Below are 13,074 nucleotides of genomic sequence, written 5' to 3'. Positions count from 1 at the left end.
GTCAAGGATAGCTCACCGTCTTGGGCACCTCGGGAATCGGAATCCATTCCTTCTCGTCGCCCGGCACCCTGGGGAACTCGCCCGCGGTCCAGGCGCGCTTGGCCTCGTTGATGCGGTCGCGGCTGGAACTGACGAAATTCCACCACACATGCCGCGGCGTGGCGAACGCCTCGCCGCCGCACAGCATCACCCGCCCGCCCCTTTCGGAGCGCAGCGTGCCCACCGCGCCGGGCTTTAGGACGTACAGCACCTGCGGCTCGAGCGGCATCCCGTCCAGGCTGGCCTCGCCCAGCGCGACGTAGAGCGCGCGCTCGTCCGCGTCGTCGTCGATCGGCGCCTCGCCGCCCGGCTCCAGCAGGATATCGGCATAGATGGTGTGGGCGTGGGTCGTGGTCGGCGACGATGCGCCCCACAGGCTGCCCATGATGATGCGCGCGCTCGCCCGGCTGCATTGCACGACGGGCAGCTCGTCGCGGGAGACATGCTCGAACGCCGGGTCCATCTCCTCCTTCGCCTCGGGCATGGCGAGCCAGGTCTGGATGCCCGACAGCGCGGGGCCCTTGGTGCGCTCGGTCGGCGGCGAGCGCTCCGAATGGACGATGCCGTGGCCCGCCGTCATCAGGTTGACCGCGCCCGGCTCGATCGTCGCGAAGGTGCCGAGCGAATCGCGGTGGTCGATCGCGCCGGCGAACAGATAGGTGACGGTCGACAGATTGATATGCGGGTGCGGCCGCACGTCGATCCCCTCGCCCACCGGCAGGTCGGCCGGCCCCATCTGGTCGAAGAAGATGAACGGCCCGACCATCGTGCGCGGCCGGCTGGGCAGCGTCCGGTGGACCTTGAACCCGCCCAGATCGTGCGTGACGGGCTGGATCGTCTGGATGATCGCATCGTCGGTCATGCCCCCTCCCCCGGCGCGTGCGCCTTGATCGCCAGCGCGTGGATGCGCGTCGCGAGCAGGTCGGCGAGCGCGGCGTTGACCATGCGCTGCCGCTCGACGCGTGATTTGCCCGCGAACGCCGCCGCCTCGACCGTCACCGAGAAATGCGTCTCGCCAGTCCCGTCATCGCCCATATGGCCGCGATGCTGGGCGCTGTCGTTGGATACGGCGAGGCGTGCAGGCGAGAGCGCCGAGGCGAGGCGCTGCTCGATAATGTCGGCGAGCGGGGTGGTGGCGAGGCTGTCCATGCCGCCTATATAGGGCGATTGCCCGATCGAGACGAGTGGACCCTTGCCCGCTTCCCGCCCCTATCGCCATCGCCCCGGCAGCCGCTTCCATGGCCGCGTCGAGAACAGCGAGAGCCGGTGCACCCATCCCGGCTGCGAGGCCGCGGGCGAGTTCCGCGCGCCCGCCGGCCGCGGCCCCAGCTTCGACGGTCCCGGCGACTGGCGCTGGCTGTGCCTCGATCACATCCGCGAGTTCAACGCGCGCTACAATTACTTCGCCGGCATGACCCCCGACGAGATCGCCGAGGCGCAGCGCCCGACTGCGGGCTGGGAGCGCGAGACGCGCGCCTTCGCCCATGGCGGCGCCGACCGGCCGCCCAGCTGGAGCGACTTCAGCGATCCGCTCGACGCGATCGGCGCGCGCTTCAAGCGGCGGATGGAGGAGGAGCGCGGGCGCAAGGACGGCAAGCCGCTGTCCGGCAAGGACCGCGAATCGCTCCGCGTGCTCGGCCTCGACACCAATGCCGACCGGATGGGCCTCAGGAAACGCTATTCGGAGCTCGTCCGCCGCTACCATCCCGATCGCAACGGCGGCGATCGCAGCCATGAGGCCGCGCTGCAAAAGGTCATCGCCGCCTACCAGCAGCTCAAATCCTCGCCGGCCTTCGCCTGATGCACCGGCTGTTCGTCGCGCTGCGCCCGCCGCCCGCGATCCGGCAATGGCTGCTGGGGCTGATGGGCGGGATCCAGGGCGCGCGCTGGCAGACCGACGACCAGCTCCACGTCACGCTGCGCTATATCGGCGAGGTGACGACCCCGGTGGCGGAGGACGTCGCGGTGGCGCTGGGGACGATCCGCGCCGCGCCGCTCACGCTGCGGCTGAACGGCGTCGGCTGTTTCGACAAGCACGATCGGCCCAACGCGGTATGGGCCGGCGTCGCGCCGCATGAGGCGATCACCGCGCTCCACAGGAAGGTCGATCAGGCGCTGATCCGCATCGGCCTGCCGAGCGAGGGCCGCGCCTACCTGCCGCACGTCACGCTCGCGCGCCTGCCGCGCAGCGCCGGCCCCGTCTCGGGCTTCCTCGCCGATCACGCGGCGCTCGCCGGCGCGCCCTTCGAGATCGGCCACATGCTGCTGTTCGAAAGCCATCTCGGCAGCGAAGGGGCGAGCTACGACGCCATCGGCCGCTGGCCGCTGAGAAGTTAGATCGAGTCTGTTCTAATCGACCACAGCGTCATCCCCGCGAAGGCGGGAATCCAGCTTCTTCTCTCCGTCAGAAAAAATCGCTGGCCCCCGCCTTGGGTCCCATCAAAGTAATACTTTGATGGGTGCCCTTCGCGGGGGTGACGAAAACAGGCGGGTTCAATTGAAATCGTCTCTATTCTAGGACGGATCGACATTTACCCGCCTCGCGGGATTTGGGTTCACGCGAAGGCGCGAAGCCGCGAAGACGGTTTCACGCAGAGACGCAAAGAGCGCGGAGATGTCGGAACTCTGCGCGAAGCGCATTCACCTCGCCACGTTGCGGCAAGCGGAACCCTGCGGAAGATGAGAGCTGCCCGCGCGCCAGAACCACATCTCCGCGCCTCCGCGCCTCCGCGCCTCCGCGCCTCCGCGTGAACCAATCTTCTTCTTCGCGCCCTAGCGCCTCCGCGTGAACCAGTCTTCCGAATGTCGATTCGTCCTAGTTCTCCGTCGAGATGTTGGGCGCCGGCTGCGTCCTGGTGTGATCGGTGCGCTCGTCCTGCGCCTTGTCCAGCGTGTCGCTGGGCTTGCGCGCGTCGCCCTTGCCCTGATGCTCGGTCGAGATGTTGGGCGCGGGCTGGGTGGTGGTGCGGTCTTCGGTCATGGCTGTCTCCGCCGGGGTGGGGCCGCCCAGGGGCGGCCCCGAACCCTTCATTGCCGATCGTTGTCCATGTCGCTTTCGAACTCGACATCGGACAGGTCGGCTTCTTCGCCCTGGGCGCCCTGACCGCCGGACTGTCCGCCCATCTGGCCACCCTGGCCGCCCTGCTGGTTCTGCTGCCGATCGGCCGATTGCTGGCCTTCCTGCGATTGCTGCCCGGGCTGGCGATCCTGTCCGCCTTGCTGGCCGCCCTGTCCGCCCTGCCCGCCTTGCCGGTTCTGCTGCTGGTCGGCCCATTGCTGGCCTTCCTGCTGCTGCTGGCCGGGCTGGCGGCCCTGATCCCGATTATTGTCCATGACATCCTCCATCCTGCCCGCTCGGGATTTCAACGGGTGGGTGCCTTCGCCGTTCCGTTCGCTTCGTCGCATCGGACGAACGGATTAAGGCGCTTGACATGGATCATGCCGGGCGGCTCTCCCGGCGCGCGCCGGGAGAGCGCCCTTCGCCGATCAGGCCGCGTTGATCACCCCGCAGGCGATCCGCCCGCCGGCATTGCCCGCCGGATCGGTGACGTTGTCGTCGGCATCGGCGTGGACGACCAGCGCCGCGCCGTCCGCATCCATCAGCGCCGCCAGGGTGGTGTCGGGAATGGTGAACAGGATGCTGCCGGTGCCGTTGCCCGCCACGGTCATGTTGGGCAGGTCGCCCTTGTGCGGCCCTGCCGGATTCTCCGTGCCGTGCTGCTTGTTCTCGGGGTTCCAATGCCCGCCCGCGCTCTGGAAGTCCGGACCGTCGCACTTGCCGGTGGTGTGGATGTGCACCGCGTGCGGGCCGATCGGCAGGCGCTGCCCCATGAAGCTGACCTTCAGCCCGCCATCCTCCTCCTTGATCGTCGCGGCGCCGGCGGGGGTCGCGTCGGCCATCGCGACATCGGCGCGCGCGCCGGGCGCGGCGGCGGTCGTGTTGTTCGCCGCCGTGTCGTTGGCGGCGGCGGCATTCTCCGCCGGCTGGGCGTTGCAGGCGGCGAGCGTGAGCGCCGATGCGGCGGCGAAGACGAGGGTGCGCATATGATCTCTCCCTGGTTGCGACGGCTGCACTATCGGCAAGCGAACGGGTATGATCAAGGTTCCAAAGATTTGAGCGGCCCTCGCCGATCAAACCACCCATTGACAAGCGAAGGATGGGACCGCATTACTCAGACAAATAACGTTTCGGAGGATAGCTTGGCGGGCGTGACGCTGACCGGGGTCAGCAAGAGATTTGGCGGCGTTGCGGTCATCCGGAACCTGTCGCTCGACATCGCCGCGCGCGAGTTCGTCGTGTTCCTCGGCCCGTCGGGTTGCGGCAAGTCGACCTTGCTCAGGATGATCGCGGGGCTGGAGACGGTCGACGAGGGCGAGATCCGCATCGGCGATCGCCGCGTCGACACGCTTCCGCCCGGCGAGCGCGGCGTGGCGATGGTGTTCCAGCACTATGCGCTCTATCCGCACATGACGATCCGCGACAACATGGCCTTCGGCCTGCGCAACATCGGCACCGCCGCGGACGAGATCGCCGCGCGCGTCGAGGCGGCGGCGCAAAGCCTGGAGATCGGCCACCTGCTCGACCGCAAGCCCGGCCAGCTCTCGGGCGGCCAGCGCCAGCGCGTCGCCATCGCCCGCGCGATCGTCAAGCAGCCCGAATTGTTCCTGTTCGATGAACCGCTGTCCAATCTCGACGCCGCGCTGCGCGTGCGCACCCGGCTCGAGCTGGCGCAGCTCCACCAGCGGCTGGGCACGACGATGATCTTCGTGACCCACGACCAGGTCGAGGCGATGACGCTCGCCGACCGCATCGTCGTACTGAACGACGGACGCGTGGAGCAGGTCGGCACGCCGATGGACATCTATCTGCGCCCCGCATCGCTGTTCGTCGCGACCTTCGTCGGATCGCCGACGATCAACCTGTTGCCGGGCAAGGTTTCGGATGCGGGCGGCGCGACGCTGGTCACCCTGGCGGATGGCACGAAGCTGCAGACCGCCGTTTCGATGGCGGGCCTCGCCCCGGGTGACACCACCATCGGCCTCCGCGCCGAGCATGTCCGCGTCGCCGAGGGCGGCGCGGTCGAGGCCAGGGCACGCGTGGTCGAGCGGTTGGGCGAGCGCACGCTGGTCCATGTCGAGCTTGCCGACGGCTCGCCGCTGGTCGCCGAGGATGCGGGCATCTCGCAGGCCCGCGCGGGCGACACGGTCAGGCTCGCGATCAATGCCGCCGCGGCGCACCTGTTCGATGCCGATGGCCGCGGCCATCACGCCGCCGGCTGATGGCGACCGCGCTCCCCCAGCAGGTGGCGCCGGTCGCGACGCATCCGCCCCGCGGGCGGCGCGCGGCCGGCTGGGCCAATGCGCTGTTCGTGCTCCCCTATCTCGCCATGTTCGTCGCGATGATCGTCGTGCCGCTTGCGATGGGGATGTGGCTGTCGACCACCAAGGGCGATCTGTTCGGGGTAGAGGCGCATGTCGGCCTCGCCAATTTCACCCGCCTGTTCGGCGATCCGATCTTCCTGGAGACGGTCGGCAACACCTTCTATTTCGTGGTGCTCACGGTTCCCGCGCTGACCCTGATCGGGCTCGGCCTGGCATTGGTGCTCAACACCCCGGCTCGCTGGGCGACGGTGCTGCGCACCATCTTCTTCGCCTCCACCGTCCTCTCCGTCACCGTGGTGACATTGGTCTGGCGGCTGGTGTTCCTGCCCGATGGCGGGCTGCTCGCGGTGATCAGCGAGGCGCTGGGGAAGACGCCGATCGCCTTCCTCAACGATCCGGAACTCGCCATGCCGGCGATTGCGATCACCACCATCTGGTGGTGCATCGGCCTTCCCATGGTCCTGTTCCTCGCCGCGCTCCAGCAGGTCCCGCGCGAGCTGTACGAGGCCGCCGCGCTCGACAATGCCGGCCGCTGGACGACGCTCAGGCGCATCACCCTGCCGGCGATCAGCCGCACCTTCGTGCTGGTGGTGATCATCGAGATCATCCTCCAGTTCCAGCTGTTCGGCCAGCCGCAGCTGATGACCTTGGGCGGCCCCAACAACGCCACCCGGCCGATCGTCCTCTTCATCTACGAAACCGGCTGGCGGCAATGGGAACTGGGCTATGCCGCCGCCGCCGCGCAGGTGTTGTTCGCGATGATCCTGGTCGCGGCGATGGCGCAATATGTCGTCGCCTCGCGCAAGGGGGCGCAGTGATGCGTTCGCAGAACCGGGTCGCCATCGCGCTCGTCGTCATTGCGGGCGTCCTGATGCTCGTGCCGATGCTGTGGGTGCTGGCGCTCTCGCTCAAGTCCAACGCGGCGCTGATGGTCGACACCAATTCGGTGTTCGACGGCGTTTTCACGCTGGAAAACTACGCCGCGATCCTGGGCGACGGGCAGGTGTTCCGCTGGATCGGCAACAGCCTGATCGTCTCGCTCGGCATGACCGCCGGGGTGCTCGCGCTGTCCAGCCTTGCCGGCTACGGCTTCGCACGGCTGGAATTCCCGGGGCGCAACATCCTGTTCGTCATCGTCCTGCTCGGCCTTGCGGTGCCCGAACAGGCGGTGATCATCGCGCGGCACCAGCTGTTCAGCTGGGCCGGCTGGCACAACACCTATCCCGCCCTCATCATCCCCGGCCTCGCCGCGCCCTTCGGCGTGTTCCTGATGACGCAATATTTCCGCGCGATCCCGAAGGAGCTGGACGAGGCGGCGATGCTCGACAGCGCCTCGCGCTTCACCGTCTTCTGGAAAGTCCTCCTCCCGCTCACCATCCCCGCGCAGGCGACGCTCGGCATCTTCACCTTCCTTTCCGCCTGGAACGATTATTGGTGGCCGCTGATCTCGGCGACCAACAAGCAGATGTTCACGCTGACCGTCGGCATCGCCTCCACCCAGATGAACTTCGCCCAGACCGAGGGGCTGGGCTTTCTGATGGCGCAGGCCGTCTTCGCTGGCGCGCCGATCCTGATCGTCTATCTGTTCTTCCAGAAATACATCGTCCAGGCGGTCGCGGGAGCGGCAGGGCGATGAGAGCGCTCGTCCTCCTGCTGGCGTTGCTCCTCGCCGCCTGCGGCCCGGCCGAGGATGATCGCACCACGCTCACCATCCAGCGCTTCTTCGGCGCGTGCGAGGCCGAATACGGCGCGGTCACCGATATCGCCGCGGCGCAGGGCGAATGCGGCATCATGACCGCGATCATCAACCGCTTCGAAGCCGAGAATCCCGATATCCGCGTGGTCGAGAACATCGTGTTCTGGCCGGGCTACGACCAGCTCACCGCGCAGCTCGCCTCCAACGACGCGCCCGATCTGGTGACGATGCACGGATCGGTGATCTCCGACTATCAGGCGCGCGGGCTGATCGAGCCGATGGACGCCGATCTGGCGAAGATCGGCATCGCCCCCGCGGGGATGACCGAGGCGGCGCGCGCCGCGATCACCATCGACGGCCGCGTCTGGGGCCTGCCGATCGATACCTGGGCGCCGCTCTGGCACATCAACATGAACCTGTTCCGCAAGGCGGGTCTGGTGCGCGGCGGGCGGCCGGTGCTGCCGTCGAGCCCCGCCGAGCTGATCGCCCAGGCCGAGCAGTTCGAGGCGCGTACCGGCAAGCCCTATTTCGTCCAGGGCGCGGCCAATGAATATGCCGGCTTCACCCGCAACTTCTACACCTTCCTGATGCAGCAGAACGGCGAACCCTTCGCCGATCCGCGCCGCGCCGATTTCACCACGCCCGAAGCGGCCGAGGCGCTTCGCCTGTTCAAGGACATTTACGACCGCGACCTGACCACCAAGAACCAGGATTACAGCGCCGCCGTGGCCGGCTTCCTCAAGGGCGACGGCGGCGTGTTCCTCGTCGGCACCTGGATGGTCGGTGATTTCCAGGCGGCGTCCGAGGCCGAGGAGGGCGCGCTTTCCGGCGGCTATGCGGTGGTGCCCTATCCGCAGCTCTACGCGCGCGACGTCACCTTCGCCGACGGGCACAATTGGGTGATGCCCGCCGATCCCGACCGCACCGCCGCCGAGCACGAAGCCGCGCTGCGCTTCCTCGCCTTCTTCTCGCGCCACGCGTTCGACTGGTCGCGCACCGGCCATCTCCCCGTCTACAAGGCGATGATCGACAGCCCCCGCTGGCGCGCGCTGCCGCACCGCGACGCGCTCGCCGGCCTCGCCACCAGCGCCGCGCCGCTGCCCAAGGGCGTGCGCCGCCAGTTCCCGATCGAGACCATCGTCGGCCAGGAATCCGCCGCCGCGATCTCGGGCGCCAAGCCGATCCCGACCGCGCTCGCCGACATGGAGCGGCGGGTGAACGACATCCTCAAGAACCTCTGATCCACCGGAAACACACGACCATGCTGAAATCGCGCATAATCGCCGACAAGGATTTCATCGTCGCCCCGCTCGACCGGCGCGTGTTCGGCACCTTCGTCGAGCATATGGGCCGCTGCGTCTATGGCGGCATCTACGAGCCCGGCCATCCGACCGCCGACGCGGACGGCTTTCGCGGCGACGTGCTGGCGCTGACGAGGGAGCTCGGCCCGACGACGGTGCGCTATCCCGGCGGCAATTTCCTGTCGGGCTATAATTGGGAGGATGGCGTCGGACCGAAGGAGGACCGCCCGGTGCGGCTCGATCTCGCCTGGGGTTCGACCGAGACCAACCAGTTCGGCACCAACGAGTTCATGGCCTGGGTGAGGAAGGCCGGGATCGAGCCGATGTTCGCGGTCAACCTCGGCACGCGCGGCCCGGCCGAGGCGCAGAACCTGCTCGAATATTGCACCCATCCCGGCGGCACCAAATATTCGGAGCTGCGCAAGTCGCATGGCTATCCCGAACCGTACGACATCAAATTCTGGTGCCTGGGCAACGAGATGGACGGCCCGTGGCAAACCGGCGCCAAGACCGCCTACGAATATGGCCGCATCGCCACCGAGACCGCGAAGGTGATGCGCTGGACCAAGGGCGATCTGCAGCTCGCCGCCTGCGGCTCCTCGGCGCGGACCATGCCCACCTATGGCGCATGGGAATATGAGGTGCTCGACCAGTGTTTCGATCAGGTCGATTTCATCTCGCTCCACCAATATTTCGAGAATCACGAGAACGAGGTCGATCGCTTCCTGACGGTGATCGACGATCTCGAAAGCTTCATCGTCGAGGTCGCCGCCATTGCCGATGCGGTCGCCGCCAAGCGCCGCAGCGCCAAACGCATCATGCTCTCGGTCGATGAATGGAACGTCTGGTATCGCGCGCGATCGGGCGAGCAACTCAGATCCGCCACATGGGAGCAGGCGCCCAAGCTGCTCGAGGAGATCTATAATTTCGAGGACGCGCTGGTCGTCGGCGGCGCGCTGCTCGTCATGATGAACAATGCCGATCGGGTGAAATCGGCGTGCATCGCGCAGCTGGTCAACGTCATCGGCCCGATCATGACCGAAACCGGCGGCCCCGCCTGGCGCCAGACCATCTTCCATCCCTTCGCCCAAGCCTCGCGCTACGGCCATGGCGAGGTGCTGCGGCTCAACATCGACACCGGCAGCTTCAAGGCGGGCAATCAGGACGCCGCCCCGCTGCTCGTCGCGACCGCCGTCCACGATGCCGAGACAGGCCAGGCGACGATCTTCGCGCTCAACCGCTCGACCGATCAGGAGATGGCGCTGTCGGCCGAGCTGCGCGGGCTTGGCGAGCGCGCGCTCGCCGAAGGGCTGGAGCTGCATCACCCGGACATCAAGGCGATCAACAGCAAGGACGACCCCGATCAGGTCGCGCCTACCGCACACGAACGCGTCGCGGTGGAGGGCGAAACGCTGTCCGCGACGCTCAAGCCGCTGTCTTGGAACGTCTTCGTCACACGTCCCGCTTGACGCGTTGTTTCAGGCATGTGCTAGTCTAAGAAGGGGCATGGCCACGAAAGCGAAACAGACCAGGGAACCGGATGCCGGCGCGCGCCGCAAGGCGCTCAGGATTCACGGCACGATCGCGCGCGATCTCGGGATCCATATCGTCTCCGGCCACTACAAGCCCGGCGAGGTGCTGAACGGGGAGATCGCCGCCAGCGGCCGGCTGCACGTCTCGCGCACCGCCTATCGCGAGGCGCTCAGGATGCTCGCGGCGAAGGGCCTGGTCGAATCGCGGCCCAAGACCGGCACCCGCGTCAGCCAGCGCGAGAAATGGCACATGCTCGATCCCGACGTGCTGTCGTGGATCTTCGAGTTCGAGCCCGGCGAGGATCTGCTCAACAGCCTGTTCGAGCTCAGGAAGATCGTCGAGCCCGAGGCCGCAGCGCTCGCCGCCGAACGCCGCACCGACGAACATATCGCCATCATGGCCGAGGCGCTCGACGGCATGGAAGAGCATAGCCTCGCCGTGGAGGAAGGCCGGATCGCCGATCAGAAGTTCCACGCGGCGCTGCTCGACGCGTCGAACAACCCCTTCCTCGTCACGCTCACCAGCGGCGTCCAGGCGGCGGTCGCGTGGACGACGATCTTCAAGCAGCGCCACAGCCCGCTGCGCCGCGATCCGATCCCCGACCATCGCCGCGTGTTCGAAGCGGTCGCCGCGGGGGACGCCAAGGCGGCGCACAAGGCGATGTCCGACCTGGTCGACATGGCGCTGCTCGACACCACCGGCGCGCGCATAGGCAAGGCGGGGCGCTAGATCGCTTCAATCTGCGATCCACCTTTCCGTCACCCCGGACTCGTTCGCCGCCGCTCGATAAGCTCCTACTCCGCAGCCGTCGCCTTCACCGGCTCCGTCCCGGTCACCTTGCAGCCCCATAGCGCGTAGAACAGCACATAGAGCTCGCAGGCCGCGGTCAGCAGGAACGACCATTGCAGGCCATACAGGTCGGCGAGCCAGCCCTGCACCACCACCAGCGCACCGCCGGCGATCGCCATGATGAGCAGGCCCGATCCCTCCTCGGTCAACGGGCCGAGGCCGCGAATGCCGAGGGTGAAGATCGTCGGGAACATGATCGAATGGAAGAAGCCGACCAGGATCAGCGACCACATCGCCACCGGCCCGTCGAGAAAGACGGTCATCAGCATGACGACGAACGCGCCGATGCTGAACGCGGCCAGCACGGTCTCTGCGGCGATCCGCTGCATGACGAAGGCGCCGGCGAAGCGGCCGACCATCATGCCGAGCCACATCAAGGTGAGATAGCGCCCCGCCTGCTCGGTGGTGAGGTTGGCGATCTGAGGCTGCGCGACGAAGTTCACGAACAGGTTGGCAACGCCGATCTCCGCGATCAGATAAATGAAGATCGCCGGCACGCCGAACACCAGATTGCGGTGCCGCCACAGCGAATGCCCGCGGCGTTCCTCCTTGGTGTGACGCTTGGTCGCCTCGCCCATTTCGGGAAAGTGGAAGCGGCCGATGGCGACCGCCAATAATACGAGCACCACCGCGACCAGGCCATAGGGCAGGATCACCGACTGGGCGTCGGCAAGCCGCTCCGCCTGGGTCAATACCGTGCCATGCTCGGCAGTGCCGCCGACCGAGCGGCCCAGAATCAGATAGGCGCCGAACAGCGGCGCGAGCACGGTGCCGAGCGAGTTGAACGCCTGGACGAGATTAAGGCGCGAGGACGAGGTCTCGGGCGGGCCGATCACCGCGACATAGGGGTTGGCCGCGACCTGCAGCAGGGTGATGCCGCTGGCGATGACGAACAGCATGGCCAGCGTCACGCCGTAGGACGGGATACTCGCCGCCAGCATCATGCCTACCGCACCCGCCGCCATGATTAGGAGGCCGGTTACCAGCGACTTCTGGTAGCCAATGTGTTCAATCAGCTTGGCGGAGGGGATCGAGGCGACGAAATAGGCGATGAACCACACGCTTTCGATCAGCGTCGTCTGGGTGTAGCTCAGGTCGAACACGCTCCTGAGATGCGGCAGCAGCGTGCCGTTGATGACCGTGATGAAGCCCCAGATGAAGAACAGCGAGGCCAGCATCGCCAGCGCCGCGCCATAGGGGCTGGCCGCGGCCGGATGCGTCCTGGTCGGTGTCACGGGCATGCGGTCACTCCACTAGCGTTCTTCACAAGGCCACCGGCCATCCGTCCGGTGTCCACCCGATCCGCTGGATGCGCAAGGTCGGCCTGCCTTCCGCGCGCTTGTCATAAGCATGGTAGACGATGTGGTCTCTCCCGCCATCGCGCAGGATCGAAATGTGGCCGGGGCCGGCGAAGCGCTTGCTGTCGTCGAGCTGGGCATGGAGCACCAGCAGCCCGCCGCCGTCCATCATCGCCTTCCCGTCGCGATCGACATAGGGCCCGGCGACCGCCTTCGACCGGCCGACCACGGTGTAATAGCTGCTATCGGCCCCGCGGCAGCAGAAATCATAGGAGGCGAACAGATAGTACCAGCCGTCGCGCTTGATGATGAAAGGCGCCTCGACCGCGCCGGGCGAGCGGCGGCGGGCGATCGCGGTGAGCTTCGCATCGGGCAGCGGCTTGCCCGTCGCCGGATCGAGCTCGACCAGCTTGAGCCCCGTCCAGAAGCTGCCGAACGACATCCAGTGACGGCCGTCGTCGTCGATGAAGATATTGGGGTCGATCGCATTGTAATCGTCGTTCGCGCCCGATCGCCACACCAGCCCCTGATCCACCCAGCCGAAGCCGGGCGCGGCGCGATCGAGCGTCGGCGTGGTCGCGAGCCCGATCGCCGAGCGGTTCTTGCCGAAGGTCGAGACCGAATAATAGAGCCGGTACTCGTCGCCTGCGCGAACGATGTCGGGCGCCCACAGCCCGCGCGTGTCGGGCACGGCTTCCTTCGCCCAATCCGGAATCGCGGCGAAGACCGGCTGCTGCAACGTCCAGTTCCTCAAATCGGTGGACGTGCGCCAGCCGATCAGCCCTTCCTTGTCCTTGAGGTTGCCGGTGGTGAACAGATGATAGACGCCGTCTTCCCTGACGATCGCCGGATCGTGGACGGGCGCGATGTTGCCGCTCAACTCGAGCGGGGCGGGCGCGGGGGCCTCCTGCGCCGCCAGCGCTCCGGGCGCCGTCATCAGCAGCGCGGCGCCCAGGATGAGACGGATCATCATCCG

At 67.3% G+C, this 13,074-nt stretch carries 15 protein-coding genes; 8 read left to right on the top strand and 7 right to left on the bottom strand.

Features of this window, described 5'->3' with window-relative positions; genetic code table 11:
• Position 1: 1 nt before the first annotated feature.
• A complete protein-coding gene (locus D1610_RS01955) occupies positions 2-901 on the bottom strand; it encodes a pirin family protein (protein ID WP_118862436.1) in 900 nt (299 codons plus the stop codon).
• A complete protein-coding gene (locus D1610_RS01950) occupies positions 898-1,188 on the bottom strand; it encodes a BolA family protein (protein WP_118862435.1) in 291 nt (96 codons plus the stop codon). Before D1610_RS01950 ends, D1610_RS01955 begins: the two co-directional genes overlap by 4 nt.
• Positions 1,189-1,231: 43 nt before the next feature.
• Between D1610_RS01950 and D1610_RS01945 the strand changes: the two genes are divergently transcribed.
• Complete coding sequence (locus tag D1610_RS01945) at positions 1,232-1,840, top strand: J domain-containing protein (protein ID WP_118862434.1); 609 nt, start codon at positions 1,232-1,234, stop codon at positions 1,838-1,840.
• Positions 1,840-2,376, top strand: a complete 537-nt coding sequence (thpR, locus tag D1610_RS01940; RefSeq protein ID WP_118862433.1) for an RNA 2',3'-cyclic phosphodiesterase — start codon at positions 1,840-1,842, stop codon at positions 2,374-2,376. The genes D1610_RS01945 and thpR overlap by 1 nt, the downstream gene beginning before the upstream one ends.
• A gap of 478 nt (positions 2,377-2,854) precedes the next feature.
• Here thpR and D1610_RS16950 read toward each other — a convergent pair whose 3' ends face one another.
• The 3 genes from D1610_RS16950 to D1610_RS01925 all read right to left on the bottom strand — a co-directional run bounded on the left by D1610_RS16950 (position 2,855) and on the right by D1610_RS01925 (position 4,083).
• Positions 2,855-3,019 (bottom strand): hypothetical protein, encoded by a 165-nt coding sequence (locus tag D1610_RS16950; RefSeq protein ID WP_182466666.1) that lies wholly within the window; start codon positions 3,017-3,019, stop codon positions 2,855-2,857.
• 47 nt (positions 3,020-3,066) lie between these two features.
• Positions 3,067-3,372, bottom strand: coding sequence for a hypothetical protein (locus D1610_RS01930; RefSeq protein WP_147414248.1), 306 nt, complete (start codon positions 3,370-3,372; stop codon positions 3,067-3,069).
• Between the two features lie 153 nt (positions 3,373-3,525).
• Complete coding sequence (locus D1610_RS01925) at positions 3,526-4,083, bottom strand: superoxide dismutase family protein (protein WP_118862431.1); 558 nt, start codon at positions 4,081-4,083, stop codon at positions 3,526-3,528.
• 165 nt (positions 4,084-4,248) lie between these two features.
• On the opposite strand from D1610_RS01925, the gene D1610_RS01920 reads away from it, so the two are divergent.
• From D1610_RS01920 to D1610_RS01895, 6 genes are read left to right on the top strand one after another with little or no spacing between them, the layout of a single operon-like run.
• Positions 4,249-5,319: an ABC transporter ATP-binding protein gene (locus tag D1610_RS01920; protein WP_281268945.1), complete on the top strand. Its 1,071-nt coding sequence runs from the start codon at positions 4,249-4,251 to the stop codon at positions 5,317-5,319.
• On the top strand, positions 5,319-6,239 hold the full coding sequence (locus D1610_RS01915) for a carbohydrate ABC transporter permease (RefSeq protein ID WP_118862429.1): 921 nt from the start codon (positions 5,319-5,321) through the stop codon (positions 6,237-6,239). The genes D1610_RS01920 and D1610_RS01915 overlap by 1 nt, the downstream gene beginning before the upstream one ends.
• Complete coding sequence (locus tag D1610_RS01910) at positions 6,239-7,057, top strand: carbohydrate ABC transporter permease (RefSeq protein WP_182466665.1); 819 nt, start codon at positions 6,239-6,241, stop codon at positions 7,055-7,057. Before D1610_RS01915 ends, D1610_RS01910 begins: the two co-directional genes overlap by 1 nt.
• Entirely contained in the window at positions 7,054-8,358 is a 1,305-nt protein-coding gene (locus D1610_RS01905; RefSeq protein WP_118862427.1) for an extracellular solute-binding protein, read from the top strand. Before D1610_RS01910 ends, D1610_RS01905 begins: the two co-directional genes overlap by 4 nt.
• A gap of 20 nt (positions 8,359-8,378) precedes the next feature.
• Positions 8,379-9,887, top strand: coding sequence for an arabinosylfuranosidase ArfA (arfA, locus tag D1610_RS01900; protein ID WP_118862426.1), 1,509 nt, complete (start codon positions 8,379-8,381; stop codon positions 9,885-9,887).
• 37 nt (positions 9,888-9,924) lie between these two features.
• A complete protein-coding gene (locus D1610_RS01895; RefSeq protein ID WP_118862425.1) occupies positions 9,925-10,680 on the top strand; it encodes a FadR/GntR family transcriptional regulator in 756 nt (251 codons plus the stop codon).
• 65 nt (positions 10,681-10,745) lie between these two features.
• Here the strand turns inward: D1610_RS01895 and D1610_RS01890 are convergent, their stop codons facing one another.
• On the bottom strand, positions 10,746-12,041 hold the full coding sequence (locus D1610_RS01890; RefSeq protein WP_118862424.1) for a sugar MFS transporter: 1,296 nt from the start codon (positions 12,039-12,041) through the stop codon (positions 10,746-10,748).
• Positions 12,042-12,063: 22 nt separating this feature from the next.
• Positions 12,064-13,068, bottom strand: coding sequence for an arabinan endo-1,5-alpha-L-arabinosidase (locus D1610_RS01885; RefSeq protein ID WP_425453200.1), 1,005 nt, complete (start codon positions 13,066-13,068; stop codon positions 12,064-12,066).
• Positions 13,069-13,074: the final 6 nt, after the last annotated feature.

This window comes from Sphingomonas gilva (assembly GCF_003515075.1).
GTDB lineage: Bacteria > Pseudomonadota > Alphaproteobacteria > Sphingomonadales > Sphingomonadaceae > Sphingomonas > Sphingomonas gilva.
This window is presented reverse-complemented; position numbering and strand designations above follow the sequence as displayed.